15 protein-coding genes are annotated in these 18,978 nt (G+C 66.2%); 11 read left to right on the plus strand and 4 right to left on the minus strand.

The window, feature by feature from the left end; translation table 11 throughout:
- The first annotated feature begins 56 nt into the window (after window positions 1-56).
- The 4 genes from DCO45_RS12210 (at window position 57) to DCO45_RS12225 (ending at window position 4,330) form a co-directional block, all read left to right on the plus strand.
- Window positions 57-821, plus strand: coding sequence for a transporter substrate-binding domain-containing protein (locus DCO45_RS12210; protein WP_116926204.1), 765 nt, complete (start codon window positions 57-59; stop codon window positions 819-821).
- A complete protein-coding gene (locus DCO45_RS12215; RefSeq protein WP_182344692.1) occupies window positions 818-1,297 on the plus strand; it encodes a YbaK/prolyl-tRNA synthetase associated domain-containing protein in 480 nt (159 codons plus the stop codon). The genes DCO45_RS12210 and DCO45_RS12215 overlap by 4 nt, the downstream gene beginning before the upstream one ends.
- A 48-nt stretch (window positions 1,298-1,345) precedes the next feature.
- Window positions 1,346-2,860: a rhomboid family intramembrane serine protease gene (locus tag DCO45_RS12220; protein ID WP_116926100.1), complete on the plus strand. Its 1,515-nt coding sequence runs from the start codon at window positions 1,346-1,348 to the stop codon at window positions 2,858-2,860.
- 183 nt (window positions 2,861-3,043) lie between these two features.
- Window positions 3,044-4,330, plus strand: a complete 1,287-nt coding sequence (locus tag DCO45_RS12225) for a hypothetical protein (protein ID WP_243419332.1) — start codon at window positions 3,044-3,046, stop codon at window positions 4,328-4,330.
- A gap of 4 nt (window positions 4,331-4,334) precedes the next feature.
- Here the strand turns inward: DCO45_RS12225 and mnmA are convergent, their stop codons facing one another.
- The 3 genes from mnmA to DCO45_RS12240 form a co-directional block, all read right to left on the minus strand.
- Window positions 4,335-5,462 (minus strand): tRNA 2-thiouridine(34) synthase MnmA, encoded by a 1,128-nt coding sequence (mnmA, locus tag DCO45_RS12230; protein WP_021027022.1) that lies wholly within the window; start codon window positions 5,460-5,462, stop codon window positions 4,335-4,337.
- 125 nt (window positions 5,463-5,587) lie between these two features.
- The gene (locus tag DCO45_RS12235; RefSeq protein WP_116926102.1) at window positions 5,588-8,056 is read right to left on the minus strand and encodes a penicillin acylase family protein; all 2,469 of its coding nucleotides are present in this window, start codon (window positions 8,054-8,056) and stop codon (window positions 5,588-5,590) included.
- Window positions 8,057-8,207: 151 nt separating this feature from the next.
- Complete coding sequence (locus tag DCO45_RS12240) at window positions 8,208-8,711, minus strand: NUDIX hydrolase (RefSeq protein ID WP_116926103.1); 504 nt, start codon at window positions 8,709-8,711, stop codon at window positions 8,208-8,210.
- Window positions 8,712-8,815: 104 nt separating this feature from the next.
- Between DCO45_RS12240 and DCO45_RS12245 the strand changes: the two genes are divergently transcribed.
- From DCO45_RS12245 to DCO45_RS12270, 6 genes are all read left to right on the plus strand, one after another.
- The gene (locus DCO45_RS12245) at window positions 8,816-10,258 is read left to right on the plus strand and encodes an aminopeptidase P N-terminal domain-containing protein (RefSeq protein ID WP_116926104.1); all 1,443 of its coding nucleotides are present in this window, start codon (window positions 8,816-8,818) and stop codon (window positions 10,256-10,258) included.
- A gap of 211 nt (window positions 10,259-10,469) precedes the next feature.
- Window positions 10,470-11,915: a pyruvate kinase gene (pyk, locus tag DCO45_RS12250; protein ID WP_116926105.1), complete on the plus strand. Its 1,446-nt coding sequence runs from the start codon at window positions 10,470-10,472 to the stop codon at window positions 11,913-11,915.
- Window positions 11,916-12,268: 353 nt separating this feature from the next.
- Window positions 12,269-13,471 carry an imelysin family protein gene (locus DCO45_RS12255; protein ID WP_116926106.1) on the plus strand — a complete coding sequence of 401 codons (1,203 nt, stop codon included), beginning with the start codon at window positions 12,269-12,271 and terminating at the stop codon, window positions 13,469-13,471.
- 20 nt (window positions 13,472-13,491) lie between these two features.
- Window positions 13,492-15,051: a di-heme oxidoredictase family protein gene (locus tag DCO45_RS12260; protein ID WP_243419333.1), complete on the plus strand. Its 1,560-nt coding sequence runs from the start codon at window positions 13,492-13,494 to the stop codon at window positions 15,049-15,051.
- A gap of 80 nt (window positions 15,052-15,131) precedes the next feature.
- Entirely contained in the window at window positions 15,132-16,217 is a 1,086-nt protein-coding gene (locus tag DCO45_RS22965; RefSeq protein WP_165841187.1) for an imelysin family protein, read from the plus strand.
- Window positions 16,218-16,227: 10 nt separating this feature from the next.
- Window positions 16,228-17,448, plus strand: a complete 1,221-nt coding sequence (locus tag DCO45_RS12270; protein WP_165841188.1) for a DUF1513 domain-containing protein — start codon at window positions 16,228-16,230, stop codon at window positions 17,446-17,448.
- Window positions 17,449-17,469: 21 nt separating this feature from the next.
- Here DCO45_RS12270 and DCO45_RS12275 read toward each other — a convergent pair whose 3' ends face one another.
- The gene (locus tag DCO45_RS12275) at window positions 17,470-18,177 is read right to left on the minus strand and encodes a phosphatase PAP2 family protein (protein WP_116926109.1); all 708 of its coding nucleotides are present in this window, start codon (window positions 18,175-18,177) and stop codon (window positions 17,470-17,472) included.
- 99 nt (window positions 18,178-18,276) lie between these two features.
- Here DCO45_RS12275 and DCO45_RS12280 point away from each other — a divergent pair, with 99 nt between their 5' ends.
- A complete protein-coding gene (locus DCO45_RS12280) occupies window positions 18,277-18,978 on the plus strand; it encodes a response regulator transcription factor (protein WP_116926110.1) in 702 nt (233 codons plus the stop codon).

Consider the following 18,978-nt stretch of genomic DNA (forward strand, 5'->3'; position numbering starts at 1 on the left):
TGGATAAGGGCGCAGCTGACGGCATGCCCTTTGTACCACCTTGCATGAAAGCGGCCATGACTCCGAGCACCGATACTGCCAATACCTTGGATAGCACCAAGATCGCATCCCTCATCGCGCCCAGCGGCCGCCTGCGTGCCGCCATCAATGTCGGCAACCCGGTGCTGGCGCACAAAAGGGCCGATGGCTCGGCCGCAGGCGTCTCCGTCGATCTGGCAGCGCGCATGGCGGCCCAACTGGGTCTGCCGCTGGACCTGCAGCTGTTTGAGGCGGCCGCCCATTCGGTCGATGCTGTCACCCAGGGCCAGGCCGATGTCGGCTTTTTCGCCGTGGACCCGGTGCGGGGCGCGGGCATCGGTTTTTCCGCCCCCTATGTGCTGATCGAAGGCGCCTACATGGTGCGCAGCGATTCGGCGCTGAGCGACAACGCGCAGGTGGATGTGGCCGAGCACGAAGTGGTGGTGGGCCAGGGCAGCGCCTATGACCTCTACCTGAGCCGGGCGCTGAAACACGCGCGCATCCTTCGGGCGCCCACCTCGCCGGCGGTCGTCGATGTCTATCTGCAACCCCAGGGAGACGTGGCCGCAGGCGTCAAGGTGCAGCTGGAGGCGGCGGTGGCCAGCCATGCCGGTCTGCGCCTGCTGCCCGGGCATTTCATGCTGATCCAGCAGGCCATGGGCCTGCCCAAGAGCCGGGGCGAGGCCGCTATCCAGTGGCTGGCCGCCTTTGTGGAAGACGCCAAGGCCAGCGGTTTTGTGGCCCAGGCGCTGGCGCAGCACCAGGTGCCAGGCGCGGTGGTCGCGCCCGGAGTGCAGCCATGAGCGTGTTTGACCATCTGCAGCAGCTGCTGGACGGCGAGGGTGCCCGCTTTCGGGTGCTGGAGCACCCGGCCGAGGGTAAATCCGACGAGGTGGCGCGCATCCGGGGCACGACGCCGGGCCAGGGTGCCAAGGCCATGCTGTGCAAGACCCGCAATGCCGGGCACTGGGTGCTGGCCGTGCTGCCGGGTGATCAGAAGCTGGACTTTCGCCTGCTGGCTACCGCGCTCGGCCTGCCCAAGATGACGATGGCCAGCGCGGAAGAGGCGACGGAGCGGACCGGTTGCGTGATTGGCGCCATTCCACCCTTCAGCCCGGGCCCGCAGGTGGCCTTGGTGGTGGACCCGGACCTGGTGGAGCGCCATGCCGAGATTGCCTTCAATGCCGGGCGGCTGGACCGCTCGATGGTGCTCAACGCGCAGGACTATGTGCGTATTGCCCAACCGGCGCTGCACCGCATCTGCGCCCCTGCTGGCTAAGGCAAAAATCCAACACCGCGCAGGCATGGCGACTGCACAATAGTCGCCATGTTTATCGCCATCCCTCTGGAAAACAAGCCCTCCTGGCAGTCACCGCCGTGGATGACGGTGCTGTTGATCGCGATCAACTGCCTGGTGTTCTGGGTCTGGCAAGGGGGTGAGGAGCGGGCGGCAGAGCGCGCATCCAAAACCTATGCGCATACGGCACTACCGGCGATCGAGGTGCCGGCCTTTGTGAAGTACCTCGACGCACAAAGCCGCAAGCCGGACAGCCGCATCCAGCCCCAGATGGTGCGCATGGTGCAGGGCCTGCAAAAAAACCAGGACTACGGCCAAATCTATATGCTGATGCAGCAGGAGGGGCGTTTTCGCCGCCAGCTGCTGGCCGGTGAGGTGATCACGGCGGCCGATCCGCTGTATGCCGACTGGCAGGCCGCCCGCGCCCGCTTTGCGCCGCTGGAGCCCAAGCCTTTTACGTCGCGCTGGGCGATGAGCTATGAGGCCGGCGCCGGGCTGCAGCCGCTGCAGGCGCTGACCTCCACTTTCTTGCACGGCAGCACCGGTCACCTGCTGGGCAATATGGTGTTCCTGTTTCTCTTCGGGTTCACGCTGGAGATGGCGCTGGGCGCCGGGCTCTACCTGTGCTTTTATCTCGTCGCCGGTGTCAGCGCCTCGCTGTTTGCGGGCCTGTTCTATGCGGGCTCGGGCAGCTATGGGCTGGGCGCGTCGGGCGCGATTGCCGGGCTGATGGCCATGTATGTGGTGCTCTACCGCATGCGGCGCATCCGCTTTTTCTACATGCTGGCCTTCTACTTCAACTATGCCACCTGGCCTGCGCTGGTGGTGCTGCCGGTGTGGATGGGTTTTGAACTGGCACAGCACTTTTTAGGGCAGCAGGGCGTGGCCTATATGGCGCACTTTGGCGGCTTGCTGGCCGGCGGCCTGCTGATGGCCCTGTACCTGCAGCTGCGGCGCAAGGAGTCGGTGGTGGAGGTGGCGGCCCGAGACAAGCAGCAGGCCCAGGCCCAGAGCGCCGCGCTGGCCGCCGCCGTGCAGCGCGCGCAAAAGCACACCGATGCGCTGGCCTTTGAGCTGGCCGCACCCGCTTGGCGCCAGGCCGCCAAGCTGGCACCGACCGATGCCGCCATCTTGCGCGCCTGGTTCGAGAGTGCCCGCCATGCGCCGGCGAGTGAGGATTTCCACCGCGCCGCTCGCGCCATCTTCAAGCTGCCGGCCAACACAGAAGCGCTGCGCCAACTGCAGCACCACAGCTGGCAAACCTATATGGACTGCGCCCGGCCCGCCCCGCGCATCAGCGACAACAGCCTGCACGCACTGGCGCGCAGCTTTGTGCGGCTGGGTGCATGGGACGACGCCCAAAAAATCTGCCAGCAGCTGGAAAGCGCTGCCGACCACCCGCACTGGCCTGCCACCTTGGCGCTGGTGGCCAATGGTCTGGCCAAGGCCGGCCGGCTGGATGACGCCCGGCGCTGGCTGCCGGCGCTGCAGCGCGCCGCACCGCAAGAGCCGGTCACGCGCTGGCTGAGCCAGGCCAGCACCTGAACGCGGGTCGAGTGCCTGGGCGGCAGTGGCCAACACCCTGGCGCGTCAGCTCCATGTAAAGTTTTCGTGAAGCCATGCCTTATGATCGCTGCCAAGCTGCGCCAGTGAGGGCGGCAGACAGAAAGGCTGGCCATGGGCCCACTGCGTTCACCACAGCAAGACGACGTTGACAGAGCCCAATGGGTGATCGAGCCTTTCTGGCGCAAGCTCAACAGCTTTTTCCTGTTTCCGCTGCAGCGCAAGCCGCTGCTGTATGCGCTGGTGCTGTCGCTGTGCGCCTATATGCTGATGTGGGGCCTATTGATCGGTCTGGTCGTTGCGGTGGGCCTGCTGCTGGCGATCAGCCGGCATGCGTTCAAGATAGCGGCCTATGCCTCGCACGGCGTGCTCGACAGCAATGACTACGATGACTACCCTTGCGATGCCGACCTCAAGGTGCTGCCCTGGAAGTTCTTTGGCGTGCTGCTGGTGCATGGCTTTCTGATCGGCATGCTCGCCCGGGTCAGCCCGGGACTGGCGGCGCTGGGCGATCTGCTCTCGTCCTTTCTGATCCCCGCCACCTTGATGGTGCTGATCACCAGCGGCAGCCTGCGCGCTGCCATCAACCCCTTCATGCTGCTGGGCACCATGGGTGCCATCGGTCTGCCCTATGGCCTGCTGTGCCTGTTTCTGTTTTTGCTGATGCAGGGCGTGCCGATGGCCTTTGCGCTCCTGGTCACGGTGATGCCCCAGGCGCTGCTCGCGCCTTTGCTGGCCTTTGTCGTGATCTATTTCAACGGCGTGATCGCCGCGATGATCGGCTATGTGATGTACCAGAACCATGCGGCGCTGGGCATCACGCCGGACAAGGCGCCGCAGGCCGAAGCGGGCGCGCCCGTGGTTGACCCGCAGACCGCGCTGGCCCAACGCCGCGATGCCCAGGTGGCCCAGCTGGTGCAGAACGGCGACATGAACGCCGCCCTGGCCGAAGCGCGCGAGTGGCAGCGCAGCGAGCCCGATAGCCTGGCCGACCAGCGCCGCTACCACCGCGTGCTCAAGCTCAGCGACAAGGCGGGTGAGCTGGCGCGCCATGCGCAAAGCTATATCGCACTGCTGCTGCAAAAGCAGCGCAGCAGCGATGCGCTGGAGGTCTGGGGCAGTTGCTACAAGCGCGACAAGGGCTTTCGGCTGAAGGAGGCCCGCCACACGCTGGCGCTGGCGCAGACGGCCTGGAAGCGCATGCAGCTGCCCCATACGCTGGCCCTGCTCCATGGTTTTGAGAAAGCCTATGCCGGCAGCGATCTGGTGCCCCAGGCGCTGGAGCTGACGGTGCGCGTGCTCAAGCAAGGCGCCAACAAGCCGGACCAGGCGGTGCGCGTGTTCATGCGCATGAAGATCCGCTACCCCGCGCATGCCTGCACGCAGGAGGCGGCCTGGATCTTGCGCGATGAGTTGCCGGGGGCAGCGCAGGCGCCTGGCGCACCTGCTTGACTATTTAAGCGGCCGCCGAGGGCGCCACGCTGGCGATGATGCCGCCGCCCAGGCAGACCTCGCCGTCATACAGCACGGCCGATTGGCCTGGCGTCACCGCCCATTGCGCCTCGGGAAAATCCAGGTGGAAATGCGCGGGCGTCGCATCGGCGCCGATGATCGCGGGCGAGTCGGGCTGGCGGTAACGGGTTTTGGAGCCATAGGTGCCAGCAGCGGGCGGGTGGCCGGCCACCCAGCTCGTGTTGTCGGCGTCCAGCGCCTGCGACAGCAGCCAGGGGTGGTCATGGCCTTGCACCACGCGCAGGATGTTCTTGTCCAGCTCCTTGCGCGCCACAAACCAGGGCGCATGCTCGCCCGCGCCACGCGCTGCGCCTTTTTCCTTCACGCCGCCAATGCCCAGGCCCGAGCGCTGGCCCAAGGTGTAGAACGACAGGCCCACATGCTTGCCCAGCTTGCGGTTGCGGTCGTCCAGGATCAGGCCCGGTTCCTTGCTGATGTAGCGGTTGAGAAAATCGCGGAAAGGGCGCTCGCCGATAAAGCAGATACCGGTCGAGTCCTTTTTCTTGGCATTGGGCAGGCCGATCTCTTCGGCAATGCGGCGCACCTCGGTCTTTTTCAGCTCACCGACCGGGAACAGCGCCTTGGACAGCTGCGCCTGGTTCAGACGGTGCAGAAAATAGCTCTGGTCCTTGGCCGGGTCCAGGCCCTTGAGCAGCTCAAAGAGCTGGGTATCGGGGTTCTGGCGCACGCGGGCGTAGTGGCCGGTGGCGATCTTTTCGGCACCCAGGCGCATGGCATGGTCCAAAAAGGCCTTGAACTTGATCTCGGCATTGCACAGCACATCGGGGTTGGGCGTGCGGCCGGCCTGGTATTCGCGCAGAAACTCGGCAAACACCCGGTCCTTGTAGTCGGCGGCAAAGTTGACGTGTTCGATCTCGATGCCCACCACGTCGGCCACGGCTGCGGCATCGACAAAGTCGATGTTCGACGAGCAATACTCGCTGTCGTCGTCATCTTCCCAGTTCTTCATGAAGATGCCGACGACCTCGTGCCCCTGTTTTTTGAGCAAATACGCGGTGACGGCCGAATCCACGCCGCCACTCAGCCCCACTACGATGCGCTGTTTAACCATGGGCGCAATTATCCGCCTGGCGGCAGGCGCCTGCTTCGCTAGGGCTATGTGGCGTTTTGTCGCCCAACGGCGACCAACAGCGCCGATAAGCGCCCAAGGTCCCCAGCAGGCGCTGCCCGCCGGGCTTATTGAGGCGTCAGCGCAATGCGCTCGCGGGTGGCTTTCTCCACCGCGCTGCGCGAGTAGGTCAGCGGAAAGTACTGGCCTGCCGCCCAGGTGTTGGCCAGGTCGCGGTAGTGGGGGCTGGCCGGGTTGCCCGATTGGCCGGGCGTGTTGACCACGCGCGAGGCATCCCAGTTGCCCACATCGACCACCATGCGGAAGGACGCGCCCGAGGTCAGCTGGTAGGTGTCCACGTTGTAGCTGGTGGCCATGGGCGTGGCCCAGGAGCCGCCGATGCCGCCCACGCCGACATTGAGCTTTTGCTTGGTCGCGCTGTCCACCACACCGGCGAGCGGGTGCACAAAGATCGCCTGGTGCAGGCTGCCCCAGGTCCAGCTCTTGGCATCGGCCCCCAGCTTGGCCTGCAGCCATTGCATCGCCGGGGCGATGGACGAGAGCAGCACCTGGTCGCGCTCGGTCTCGCTCATCCAGCCTTGGGGCTGCTCCAGCACCGCGATCATGCGGGTGGCACTGGTCTCCTTGGCAAAGCTGCGCTCGTTGGCGGCCAGCACCTGGTCGGTCAGCGCTTTTTTCAAGCTGGCATTGCTCCACACCTCATAGAGCGCAGCGGCGGCGCTGTCCTTGGCCATGGTGCCGTCCCAGCCCTGCAGCAGTGCCAGTCCCTGGGCGGTCTGGGCATCGTTGCTTTGCAGCGGTGCCAGCAGCTTGAGCAGGCGCTGGGCCGGTACGGCCACGATGTCGGTCTGCCAGGCTTCGGAGTCGGCGACGCTGAGCTTCTTGCCGTCCTTGGCAGCCTTTTGAAACAGGCCATGCAGGCGCTGCGCGCGGGCCGAGTCGGACCATTCGTAGCCAATGCCTTTTTGGTAGAGCGGGTGCGTGGGTGGCACATTGTTTTCGTTGGCGGTCACCACATAGCCGCGCTGGGGGTTGAACTCCCAGGGCAGCTCGTCGCCATTGCGGTAGCCGGTCCATTCAAAGCGGCCATCGCCGGGCACCGGCATCAGCCCGTCCCAGTTGGGGCGAATGGGGGTGAGCCCGCCCGGGATCCAGCCGATATTGCCGCTGCTGTCGGCATAGACCTGGTTCTCGCCCGGTGCACCCCAGCGGTTCATCGCTGCGCGGAACTGGTCAAAGTCCTGCGCGCGCATGTAGTCCATCGAGCCGAAATAGGGCGCCATGCCCAGGTCCAGCCAGGCGGCGCGCAGCGCATAGGCCTTGTTGCCTTCGGCGGCCAGCACCGGGCCGTGGCGGGTGTACCAGTTCTCGACGATGACCGGCTGGGCCGCGCCCTTGACGGCAATGCTCTCCGTGACGCGGGTCATCGGCTCCCAGCGGCCCTGGTACTTGTACTCCTTGCTGTTTTGCGGGTTGGTTTCGTACACATACAGGTCTTCCTGGTCCATGTAAAAGCGCGTCAGGCCAAAGGCGATGCGGCCGTTGTGGCCGATGGAGATGCCGGGCAGAAACGGCTCACCGGCGCCGATCACATCCATGCCAGGGGCCGAGATGTGCGAGATATAGCGCAGGCTGGGCGCGCCATGGGCGCGGTGCGGGTCATTGGCCAGAATCGGCCGGCCGGTGGTGGTCATGCCCGGCGCAATCGTCCAGTTGTTGCTGCCGTAGCTGGCCAAGGTGTTGGCATCGGGCTGGTTCAGTGTCGATTCGGACAGCGCCAGCAGCTGCTCGGGTGCCATGTCCTGCACCGACACCTTGACGTTCTCCTTGGTAAAGCGTGGGCTGGCGGTGGCCAGCGCATAGGCGCGCTTGAGCTCCTTGCCAGGTAGGCCACAGACCTCCAGCCCTGGCGGGACCTGCGGCTTCACATCGGGCACCAGCTCGCGGCGCAGCCAGTCCACGCGGGCGCCGTTGTGCTTGCCTTCGCAAAAGGCCTGGGCGCGGTCCACCTCGCCAGTAAAGTTCAGGGTCAGGCCATGGTGGCGGATGCGCACCGTGTCTTCTGCGGCCCACTGCGCGGGCTGGTAGCCCAGCAGCTTGAACTCTTCGGGCAGCAGGCCGGGGTCGGCCTTCGTCTGGGCGACAAAGGCATTCACCCCGGCCACAAAGGCCTCGGCCACGCGCTTGGAGTCCGAGCCATAAGCCAGCCATTCGCGGTACATGTCGCCACGAAACAGCACCGCGCGCGCCGCCTTGTCGCTCTCGACCCAGGCCGGGCCAAAGTCCTGGGCCATCTGGCCCAGGCCGCGCTTGCGCCACAGGTCCATCTGCCAGAGCCGGTCGCGTGCGGCCATATAGCCTTGCACCACAAAGGCGTCATAGGTGGTGCCCGCGTAGATATGCGGCACGCCCCACTGGTCGACCAGCACCTCGGCGGGCTTTTCCAGCCCGGCAATCCTGGCGCTGTGCTGGCGGGTGGGCGGCGTGCCCAGCGAGCTGCAGCCGGCTGCAAGCAGCGCAGCGGCCAGCGGCAAGGCCAGACGGTTGGCAAAACGACAGGCGTCGCGGTGTGGCATGGTGTGTCTCCTCGTTATGGTGTGGATGCACATTGCCATGCTTGCCCGCTGCGCGCAATCGCGTTAGCGCCAAGCGGTGCCCAGGGAGACTGCGCGCCGCCCAAAAACAAAGCCCATGGTGGTGAGCCATGGGCTTGTCGTGGATGCGCGCCTATTCGAGCGGTCTCACACCGTCTGGCTGCACCAGCACGGAAACATCGGTGTAGATCAGGTTCAGCGCAAAGCGCTGGCCGGCCAGGTAGTCGTCCAGCGACTGCAGCACCAGCGGGCTGCGCATCTGGTGGGCCTCGGCGCGCATTTCTTCGGCGGTCATCCAGACGGTGCGGCGTATGCCTTCGTCGAGCGGCTGGTTTTCGTAGAACGCGCCGACGGTGCCGGTAAAGGCAAAACGCATATAGGTGGTGTCCGCGCCGCTTTTGCTGCGCACAAAGCGGTTCATGTAGATGCCCAGCAGGGCCGAGGGCTTGAAGTCAAAGGCCGTCTCTTCGAGCACTTCGCGCACACAGGCCTGGATGGGGGATTCGCCAGGGTCCAGATGGCCCGCCGGGTTGTTCAGGCGGATGCCGTCCGAGGTGTCTTCCTCTACCAGCAAAAATCGGCCATCGCGCTCAATGACGGCGGCCACGGTGACGTTGGGTTTCCAGCGGTGGGGCATGCGGCATTATGTGCCAAGTCGCTGAAATCATAAAAAGAGCGTCAAGGGCTTGTCATGCTGTTGCAATCACCACCACAGGCAAAGCTCTGCAGTACGATAGCAGCATGCAAGCACCCGCCCCCACCCCAGCCATTCCCGCACAGTCCGTCTATGCCGAGCGCCGCGCCCAGGTCGCGCGCCAGCTGGGCGAGGGCGGGATCGCCATCATCCCCACCGCGCCCGAGCGCGCGCGCAACCGCGACAGTGACTTTCTGTACCGCCACGACAGCTATTTCTACTACCTGACCGGTTTCAGCGAGCCCAACGCCAGCCTGGTGATCACCGCTGATGGCAAGACCACCTTGTTTTGCGCACCCAAGGACCTGGCGCGCGAGATCTGGGACGGCTACCGGCTGGGGCCCGAGGCCGCAGTCGCGGCGCTGGGCGTGAGCGAGGCCTATTCGGTGGCCGAGCAGGCGGCCCGCATGCCCAAGATGCTGGAAAACCGCAGCGTGGTCTGGTACCCGTTTGCGATCCACCAGGGGCTCGAGAGCACGGTGGCCCAATGGCTCAACGGCGTGCGCGCCCGCACCCGCTATGGCGCGCTGGTGCCCGAGCAGCAGCGCGACCTGTGCACCGTGCTCGATGAGATGCGTTTGTTCAAGGATGCGCACGAGGTGCCGATTCTGCGCCGCGCAGGAGACATCAGCGCCCGCGCCCATATCCTGGCGATGCAGCGCTCAGCGCGCATGGTTCGCGCCGGGCAGGACGTGCGCGAATACCACCTCGATGCCGAGCTGCTGCAGGCCTTCCGCGAATACGGCTCGCAGTGCCCGGCCTATGGCTCGATCGTGGCCGCCGGCGCCAATGCCTGTGTGCTGCACTACCGCGCCGATGCCGCGCCCATCCGCAGCGGCGAGCTGGTGCTGATCGATGCCGGTTGCGAGCTCGATGGCTATGCCAGCGACATCACCCGCACCTTCCCGGCCAACGGCCAGTTCACCGGTCCGCAGCGCGATCTGTACGACCTGGTGCTCGCCAGCCAGGATGCCGCCATTGCGCTGGCCCGGCCCGGCAAGCGCTTCAACGACATGCATGACGCCACCGTCGCCGTGCTGGCCCAGGGCATGCTCGATCTGGGCCTGCTCGACAAGAACAAGGTCGGCAGCGTGCAGGATGTCATCGACAACCGCAGCTACTTCCAGTTCTACATGCACCGCACCGGCCACTGGATGGGCATGGACGTGCATGACTGCGGCAGCTACATCGAGCCCAGCGAGCTCGGCCACACCAGTGAGCGGCGCGATCCGCTCTCGGGCGAGCTGATCCTCAACCGCCCCAGCCGCATCCTGCGCCCCGGCATGCTGACCACGATCGAGCCGGGCATCTATGTGCGCCCGGCCGACGGCGTTCCCGAAGCCTTCCACAACATCGGCATCCGCATCGAAGACGACGCGCTGATCACCGACGAAGGCTGCGAGCTGCTCACGCGCGGTGTGCCGGTGAAGGCCGACGAGATCGAGGCGCTGATGCGCGAGGGCGCGCCCCGGCCCGCTGATCTGGCCTGATCCGACCTGTGCTCATCCAACACCTGCCCAGCCAAGCGCCTTGCAGGTGTTTTTTATGGGCCGCGCGATTGTGCAAGCGCACATCGAATGAAACCGCGATGTAACTCCCTGTGCACGTTTCTCATGTCAGAATGGAACTGAATTACATCGGGTCGGCATCTGGTGACGGAGCCGGCCCCACTTTTGAGACAAAGACACAGGGGACCTGCCCATGATTTCGCCCAAGATCCGCCGCGCCACCAAGATTGTTGCCACGCTGGGGCCAGCCTCCAGCGAGCCGGCCCTGCTCGAAGAGATGATCCGCGCGGGGGTCAACGTGGTGCGGCTGAACTTCAGCCACGGCAAGGCGCAGGACCATGTGGACCGCGCCCGCATGGTGCGTGAGGCCGCGCAGCGCGCCGGCCGCGAGGTGGCGATCATGGCCGACCTGCAAGGCCCCAAGATCCGCGTTGGCAAGTTTGCCGAAGGCAAGGTGATGCTCGAGCCCGGTGCCCGGTTTGTGCTTGATGCCTCGCGCCAGGAGCCCGGTGACCTGCAGGGCGTGGGCCTGGACTACAAGGAGCTGCCGCGCGATGTGAAGCCCGGCGATGTGCTGCTGCTCAACGACGGCCTGATCGTGCTGACGGTGGACGCGGTTCGGGGCGATGCCGTGCACACCACCGTCAAGCTGGGCGGCGAGCTGTCCAACAACAAGGGCATCAACAAAAAGGGCGGCGGCCTCACCGCGCCGGCGCTGACGGCCAAGGATATGGATGACATCAAGACCGCGATGAGCTTCCAGGCCGACTATGTGGCCGTCAGCTTTCCCAAGACCGCCACCGACATGGAAATGGCGCGCCAGCTGTGCATGGTGGCGGCGGCCGAGTACCGCCACCGCCCCGGCCTGATTGCCAAGATCGAGCGCGCCGAAGCCATTCCGCACCTCGAAGACATCCTGCGCGTGTCTGACGGCATCATGGTCGCGCGCGGTGACCTGGCCGTCGAAGTGGGCCATGCGGCCGTGCCGGCACTGCAAAAGAAGATGATCCGCATGGCTCGCGAGATGGACAAGGTCGTCATTACTGCCACGCAGATGATGGAGAGCATGATCACCAACCCGGTGCCCACCCGCGCCGAGGTGAGCGACGTAGCCAATGCGGTGCTCGACGGCACCGATGCGGTGATGCTGAGCGCCGAGACCGCCGCTGGCAAGTTCCCGCTCGAGACCGTGCTGGAGATGGTCGACATCTGCGCGCAGGCCGAGGCTTCGGCCGACTGGGATGTGGACACCGACTTTGTCGGCAAGACCTTCCAGCGCATCGACCAGAGCATTGCGCTGGGCGCGCTGTTCACCGCCACCCACCTGGGCGCCAAGGCCCTGGTGGCGATGACGGACAGCGGCTCGACGGCGCTGTGGATGAGCCGCCACCGCACCCAGATCCCCATCTACGCGCTGACGCCCAAGGTGGCCACGCAGCGCAAGATGGCGCTGTACCGCAATGTGCGCCCTTTGCTGATGGACACCAGCGCCGACCGCGACACCGCGCTGGCCCAGGCTGAGGTGCACCTGAAGGCGCGCGACATTGTGCAAAGCGGCGATATCTATGCGATCACCTGCGGCGAGCCGATGGGCTCGCCCGGCGGCACCAATATGATGAAGATCAGCCGCGTGGTGTAACGCACAACGCTCTTGCACCGACACACCAGGGGCGCTCGTGAGCGCCCCTTTTTTGCAGCTGTAGATCCGTCCAATTTTGTGCGGATTTTCGACTGCAGCGATACTATGGCGCTCAGCGAGCCTGCCTGCACGTCCGTGCGGATCAAAGGACTGCGCTGAATCCATTCGAAGCCAGGCGGTTTTGCTCCCGAGACAGGGGCTTACCGGCCTTTACAATCCTGGCCTTCGATCACCTAGCCAAGCTGCTGCGATAAGAATTCACAACACGCACGCACCGAGCAGCCCAGCCAAGCCCTTGTTGTTGAGCAGCACAGCGCCGCTGTGCCTGCCTGTTTTTTTGGAAGAGGGAATCTATGTCGCAACGACTAGTACGCCGTTCGGTGTTGGGGATGGCCTTGGGCCTGGGTTTGGGCGCAGTCGCGGGTGTGGCTGCACCGGCATTTGCACAGACGGCGGCCGCCAAGGCCAGCAAGCTGGACGCCCGTGCGGTGGCGGTGGGCTATAGCGAATTGGTCTACGCCAACTACAGCGACAGCCTCGCATCGGCACGCGACATGCAAAAGGCCATCGCCGCCTTGCTCGCGGCCCCCTCCAAGGAGACGCTGGAAGCCGCGCGCAAAAGCTGGCTCGACGCGCGTGAGTTCTACGGCCAGACGGAAGCCTTCCGCTTCTATGGCGGCCCGATCGACGACGAGAACGGCCCCGAAGGCCAGATCAATGCCTGGCCGATGGACGAGTCCTATGTGGACTATGTCGAGGGCAAGTCCAATTCCGGCTTTATCAACGACCCCAAGTTCAAGATCACCAAGGCCAACCTGGCCAAGCAAAACGAGCGCGGTGGCGAGGAAAACATTGCCACTGGCTGGCATGCGATCGAGTTCCTGCTCTGGGGCCAGGACCTGTCCGACACCGGCCCTGGCGAGCGCTCGTTTGAAGACTATGTGGATGGCAAGCGCGCCAACGCCGACCGCCGCCGGCTCTACCTGAAGGTCGTGACCGAGCTGCTGATCGACGACCTGGCAGGCGTCACCAAGGCCTGGGCACCGGGCCAGAAGAACTACCGCGCCCAGTTCGACAAGGATGGTGTGGAATCGGTGCGCAAGATCATCGTCGGCCTGGGTTCGCTCTCGCGCGGCGAGCTGGCCGGCGAGCGCATGGAAGTGCCGCTGAACTCGCAGGACCAGGAAGACGAGCATTCCTGCTTCTCCGACAACACCCACCGCGACATGGTCGCCAATGCCACTGGCATCCAGAACGTCTGGCTGGGCCAGTACAAGCGCCGCGATGGCACGACCTTGAAGGTGGCCTCGCTGGCCGAGCTGGTGGCGGCCAAGAACGCTGAGCTCTCGGGCAAGACCAGTGCGCAGATTGCCAGCACGGTCAAGGCGACCGAAGGCATCCAGGCACCGTTTGACCGCGAAATCATTGGCGGCGCCGACGCCCCTGGCCGCAAGCGCATCCAGGCGGCGGTGGACAGCGCCACCGAGCAGTCCAAGCTGCTGGTGCAGGCGGCCAATGCCATCGGCATTACCAAGCTGACCCTGGTCCAGCCCTGACGAAGGACCGTTGCTGCACTATGTCTGTGAAGATGAATGACAAGAAGCCCGGTGGCCGCGTGCAGCGGCTGGCATGGGCAGCAGCGGGTCTGTGCGCGGCCACCGCCTTGGCGGTGGCCCTGCGGCCGGAGGCCAGCGCGGCGCAGACCAGCGCGGCTGCAAAGCCCGCCGCAGCGGCGCCCGCGCAAGACCCCAGTGAGATGACCGGAGGCGACACCACGGTGTTTGCCACCGGCAAGAACGCGTTCTCGTTTCCTTTTGCCTCTCTCGCCGATGAAGAGCGCACGCGCTTTGTCATCGGCAATTCCTTTTTCAAGCGCAACTGGGTGGAGGCACCGGCCTCGACCCGGCTGCGCGATGGCCTGGGCCCGCATTTCATTGCACGCAGCTGCGGTGGTTGCCACATCATGGACGGGCGCGGTGAGCCGCCAGAGTTCCACCGCACCTTGGGTCCCGATCCCGATCCCACGGTGGCGCTGCTGATCCGCCTGTCGGTGCCCGGCAAGGCCGATCCGCATGCCGGCGTGGTGCCCGAGCCGACCTATGGTGACCAGTTCAACAATGCGGCGGTGCAGGGCGTCAAGCCCGAGGGCATCGTGCGCATCCATGGCACGCCCATCCAGGGCCGCTTTGCCGATGGCACGCCCTACGAATTGATCCAACCCCGCTACGAGCTGACCGACCTGGGCTATGGGCCCATGGCCAAGGATGTGATGATCGGCCCGCGCATTGCGCCCCAGGTGGTAGGTGTGGGCCTGATCGAAGCGATTGCCGAGGCCGACATCCTCGCCAATGTGCGGGAGCAGGCGGCGCTGGCCGGCCCCGTCAAGGGCCAGGTCAACCGCGTCTGGGATGCCTATGGCCAGCGCGAGGCGATAGGCCGCTTTGGCTGGAAGGCCAACTCGCCCAGCGTGGCGCACCAGACAGCCAACGCCTTCTCGGGCGACATGGGCATCACCTCACGCATTTTCCCGAACGAGAACTGCACCCCGGCGCAAAAAGACTGCCTGGCCGCGCCGCATGGCGGCGGTCTGGACAAGTCCACCGCCGGCCGCACGGCGGCCCAGGCGCGCGCCGATGCGCCCGAGATCGATGACAAGACGCTCGACGACGTGATCTTCTACCAGGCCACCTTGGCGCCTGCTGCCCGCCGCAATATCAATGACTCGGCCGTCAAGCTGGGCCAGCGCCTGTTTGCCCAGGCGCAGTGCGCCGTCTGCCACAAGCCCAGCTATGTGACTGGCCCCGGCCCCTTCCCACGGCTGACGGCCAAGAACATTGCCGGCCAGAAGATCTGGCCCTATACCGATCTGCTGCTGCATGACATGGGCCCGGCGCTGGCCGATGGCCGGCCGGACTTTCTGGCCAGTGGCCAGCAGTGGCGCACACCGCCGCTGTGGGGCATTGGCCTGATTCAGGATGTGAACGGCCACCAGCGCCTGCTGCACGACGGCCGTGCGCGCGGCGTGCTCGAAGCGATCCTCTGGCATGGCGGCGAGGCCGAGCAGGCCAAGCAGCAGGTGCTGAACATGGATGCCGCCGAGCGTGAAGCCCTGGTCAAGTTTGTGGAGTCGCTATGACGCAAGTTGGTTTGAAAACGGGGCCCGTCCAGGCCGCACAATCCTGGGGCAGGGCTTGCGCTCTGGTTGCCCTGGCCGCGATGGGCAGTTCTGCCCCGTTGGCGCAGGCGGCCGACACCCCCATGCCGTACTACACGGCTGCCCAGGCGCTGCAAAGCCTGTATGGCCAGCACCTGCCTGCCCGTGCGGCGGCGTTTACCCAGGCCGCCAATGCGCAGGACCAGGCGCTCGCCAGCTTCTGCGCCGGGCCGGCGGCGGCTGCCAAAACCGCAGCGGCGGAGTTGCGCGGCCAGTGGCAGCGCAGCCATACCGCCTGGCTGCAGTTGTCCACGCCCAGCGTGGGGCCCCTGGTGGAGCGCCGCTCGCTGCGGCAGATTGATTTCACGCCGATCCGCACGGCGCTGATCACCCGCGCCGTCAAAAAAGGCCCGCAAAGCGCTGCCGACATGGAGCTGGTGGGCACGCCCGCCAAGGGCTTTGGTGCGCTGGACTGGCTGCTGAGCCAGGGCCTGCAGCCAGCCAGCCCCGAGTGTGCATTTGCAGTGCAGGTGGCCAAAGCGATCAGCGCCGAGGCCCAAAGCCTGCAAGCGGCGCTGGAGCCCCTGCGCAGCAAGACCTGGAGCGTCGAAGGCTCGGAGAGCGAGCCCGAAGATGTGGCCAGCCCCGGCGCCAAGGAGACCGGCGCGGCGATCGAGGAATGGGTCAACCAGTGGCTGGGCGGGCTGGAGCGCCTGCGCTGGGCGCAGATGGAAAAGCCGGTCAAGGTGGTCGAGGGCAGCAACAAGGCGCCCGCCTTTGCCCGCATTGGGATGGCCGACAACTGGCGCGAGTGGCAGACCCAGTGGCAGGCGCTGCATGCCCAGGCCTTGCTGACCCCGGCGCAGCGCCAGCAGCCGCCCGTGCCTGGCAAGGACCTGATCTCCATCGAGGCACTGCTGCTCAGCAAGGGCCATATCGCCCTGGCCCAGCGCTGGCGCGATGCGATTGGCGTGGTCGATGCCGCGATGCCGGCCCCTGGCAAGGCGCCTGCCAAGGAAGGGGCACAGGCCAACACCGAGATCCTCGCGCTCGCCACCAAGCTCAAGGGCATCACGGCGCTCTACCAGGCCGAGGTGGCGCCGGCGCTCGATATTCCGCTGGGCTTTAGCGACAGCGATGGCGACTGAGCGACCAGCCATGACCGACGCTGCGCTGTTGTCCACACCCATGCCCCGGCGCGCGCTGCTGCGCGGGCTGGGTGCCTCGGCGATGGGCGCGCTGGGCCTGGCCGAACTGTCTTTTGCCAAAGACGCGGGCAGCACGCCGGGCGTCACCCGGCTGGCGGCAGTCTGGCGCGATGGCGCCAGTGCGATGGCGCAGGACTGGGCCGGTGTGCTCGAAGTGCTGCCGCAAAGCGGCGGCGGCCATGCCTGGCGCATTGCTGCGCGCACCGAGCTGCCCACCCGTGGCCATGGCGTGCAAACACTGCCCGGTGGTCAGCTGGTCTTTGCCGCCCGCCGGCCCGGGGATTGGCTGCTGCGCTGGCAGCCCAAAACAGGAGCGCTGCAATGGGCCTGGATGCAGGAGGACCGCTGCTTTAACGGCCATGTGGCACTGGCGGGCCCCGCGACGGCGCAGGCCTGGCAGGCCCAAGCGAGCGCAGGCGGTAGCGGGATGCTGTTCACCACCGAAACCGATCTGGAAGACAGCCAGGGCTGCATAGGCCTGCGCGATGCCACGAGCCTGGAGAAGCTGGCCGAATGGCGCAGCCATGGCATGGACCCGCATGAGCTGCTGGTGCTGCCCGCCGCGCTGGGCAAGCTGCCGGCCGGGACCCTGGTCGTTGCCAATGGCGGCATCCCCACGCAAAGCGAGACGGGCCGCAGCAAGAAATGGCTGGACAGCATGGACCCGTCGCTGGTCGCGCTGCACCCCTTTGACGGCCGCCTGCTGGGCCAGTGGAAGCTGCCCGACCCGCGCCTGTCGATCCGCCACCTGGCCTGGGATGCCGCGCGCCAGCGTCTGGGCATTGCGCTGCAGGCCGAGCATGAGGATGCACGGCGCCAAAGCGCCCCCATCTTCGCCGTCTGGGATGGCCAGCGCCTGCAGCTGGCGCAAGACCAGCCGCCGCTGGCCGGCTACGGCGGCAGCGTGGAATGCGCGCCGCTGGCGCAAGGCGGCTTTGTGGTGAGCTGCCCCAAGTCCGATTGCATGGCCTGGTTTGATGCCCAGGCGCGCTACCTGGGCAGCAGCCCTCAGGGCGATGTCTGCCCTGTGGCACTCGATGGCGCGCGGCTATGGGCCGGCGGCGGCCATGGGGTGACCGAGCGCAGCAGCCGCAGCCGCGAGCAAGCGGTAGCAGCGCTGAATACGGTGACCGGACTGATGTTTGACAACCACTGGCGCTTGGTGGGCTAAGGGACTGAGCCCAGCTGCGGTTTAGGCGCTGCGCTGCCGGCGCGCCATGCCCATGTCGATGGCCAGGCCGGCCGTCCAGCACAGCCAGGCGGTCCACAAGGTGTGGCTCATATAGTGGGCGCCGCGCATCTGCTGGCCCAGGCCCAGCAGCAGGCCCATCACCAGCGCCACCGCCAGCCACCAGCGCGCGGCGCGCGGTGTGTCGCGCGCCAGCGCAAAATAGCCGCCAACAAAGGAAAAACCGGCCGCCGCATGGCCGGCCGGAAAGCAGCGACCAGCGCCGCCATCATGCACCCCCCAGCGCCAGTGCGACACATACTCGGCCACGCCGCCAAAGACCGACAGGTCCCAGGGGCAGCTGGTGGCGCTGCTGCGCTTGAGGATGGCCACTACCGCAAGAGCCGCCAGAATGCTGACGAGCAGCTGCACCCGCCTGGCGGTAGGCAGCTTGCGCAGCAGGCCAAAGGGCATCCAGACGCCCAGGCTCAAGGCCAGCACGACCACCCAGCCCAGGTTGCGCATGCCCTGGTGCATATAGGTGACCAGAAAATGGTCGTCGCGCAGCGCAAAGCCCTGGGCCGTGCCCCAGAGGTGGGCCAGCGCCAGGTCCTGGCCTCCGGCATCCCACAGGGCGATCAGCACAAAACTGAGTACCGTGGCCAGCAGCCAGCGGCGGTTGTACAAGGGGGCGCGTGTATCGGCGAACGAGGCAGGGGGGCAGGATGGCATCTGGCGATGCTGCGGCGGCTGGCTTAAGGGCTTCTTAATGTCCCGGGTGCAGGGCGCAGGCCATAGGCGCAACGACCCAAGTCATGCACAATGCCAGCCATGCGCATACTGATGGTGGAAGACGATGCCGGCATTGCAGAGGGCCTCAAAGCCAATCTGCAGCAGCGCGGCCATGCGGTGGACTGGTGCCCCAGCCTGGCCGAGGCCTGGCGCGCGCTGACGGCCGAGGGCTTTGATGTGGTGCTGCTGGACCTGGGCCTGCCCGATGGCGATGGCTCGCGCCTGTTGCAGCAGCTGCGCAATGCCCCGCCCCCCACCGGCCTGCGCAAGACCCTGCCCGATCCGGCCATGCCGGTCATCGTGCTGACCGCCCGCGACGGCGTGCATGACCGCATTGAAAACCTGGACCTGGGCGCCGACGACTACCTCTCCAAGCCCTTTGATGCCGAAGAGCTGCAGGCCCGGCTGCGTGCGCTGCTGCGCCGCGCGGCGGGCCGCGCCAATCCGCTGATCCACTACCGCGACCTGGTGCTGGACCCGGCCTTGCACCAGGTGCGCCTGGGGGGCGAAGGGGTCGAGCTCTCACCCCGGGCCTACACCATCTTGCTGATCCTGCTGCAGGCCCATGGCCGGGTGCTGTCGCGCCAGCAGTTGGAGGAAAAGCTCTACAGCTTTGATGCCTCGGTCGAGAGCAATGCGGTGGAGGTGCATATCCACCACCTGCGCAAAAAGCTCGGCGCCGACTACATCCTGACCATGCGCGGCGTGGGCTACTTCATGCCCCAGGACCAGGCATCGTGA

The organism is Comamonas sp. JNW (genome assembly GCF_003105075.1).
Lineage (GTDB): Bacteria > Pseudomonadota > Gammaproteobacteria > Burkholderiales > Burkholderiaceae_C > Comamonas > Comamonas squillarum.

Excerpts from the sequence above, each read along its gene's own strand:
- DCO45_RS12210 (WP_116926204.1), top strand. The coding sequence starts at position 57 with ATGACTCCGAGCACCGATACTGCCAATACCTTGGATAGCACCAAGATC.
- DCO45_RS12215 (WP_182344692.1), top strand. The coding sequence starts at position 818 with ATGAGCGTGTTTGACCATCTGCAGCAGCTGCTGGACGGCGAGGGTGCC.
- DCO45_RS12220 (WP_116926100.1), top strand. The coding sequence starts at position 1,346 with ATGTTTATCGCCATCCCTCTGGAAAACAAGCCCTCCTGGCAGTCACCG.
- mnmA (WP_021027022.1), bottom strand. The coding sequence starts at position 5,462 with ATGGTTAAACAGCGCATCGTAGTGGGGCTGAGTGGCGGCGTGGATTCG.
- DCO45_RS12235 (WP_116926102.1), bottom strand. The coding sequence starts at position 8,056 with ATGCCACACCGCGACGCCTGTCGTTTTGCCAACCGTCTGGCCTTGCCG.
- DCO45_RS12240 (WP_116926103.1), bottom strand. The coding sequence starts at position 8,711 with ATGCCCCACCGCTGGAAACCCAACGTCACCGTGGCCGCCGTCATTGAG.
- DCO45_RS12245 (WP_116926104.1), top strand. The coding sequence starts at position 8,816 with ATGCAAGCACCCGCCCCCACCCCAGCCATTCCCGCACAGTCCGTCTAT.
- pyk (WP_116926105.1), top strand. The coding sequence starts at position 10,470 with ATGATTTCGCCCAAGATCCGCCGCGCCACCAAGATTGTTGCCACGCTG.
- DCO45_RS12255 (WP_116926106.1), top strand. The coding sequence starts at position 12,269 with ATGTCGCAACGACTAGTACGCCGTTCGGTGTTGGGGATGGCCTTGGGC.
- DCO45_RS12260 (WP_243419333.1), top strand. The coding sequence starts at position 13,492 with ATGTCTGTGAAGATGAATGACAAGAAGCCCGGTGGCCGCGTGCAGCGG.
- DCO45_RS22965 (WP_165841187.1), top strand. The coding sequence starts at position 15,132 with ATGGGCAGTTCTGCCCCGTTGGCGCAGGCGGCCGACACCCCCATGCCG.
- DCO45_RS12270 (WP_165841188.1), top strand. The coding sequence starts at position 16,228 with ATGACCGACGCTGCGCTGTTGTCCACACCCATGCCCCGGCGCGCGCTG.
- DCO45_RS12275 (WP_116926109.1), bottom strand. The coding sequence starts at position 18,177 with ATGCCATCCTGCCCCCCTGCCTCGTTCGCCGATACACGCGCCCCCTTG.
- DCO45_RS12280 (WP_116926110.1), top strand. The coding sequence starts at position 18,277 with ATGCGCATACTGATGGTGGAAGACGATGCCGGCATTGCAGAGGGCCTC.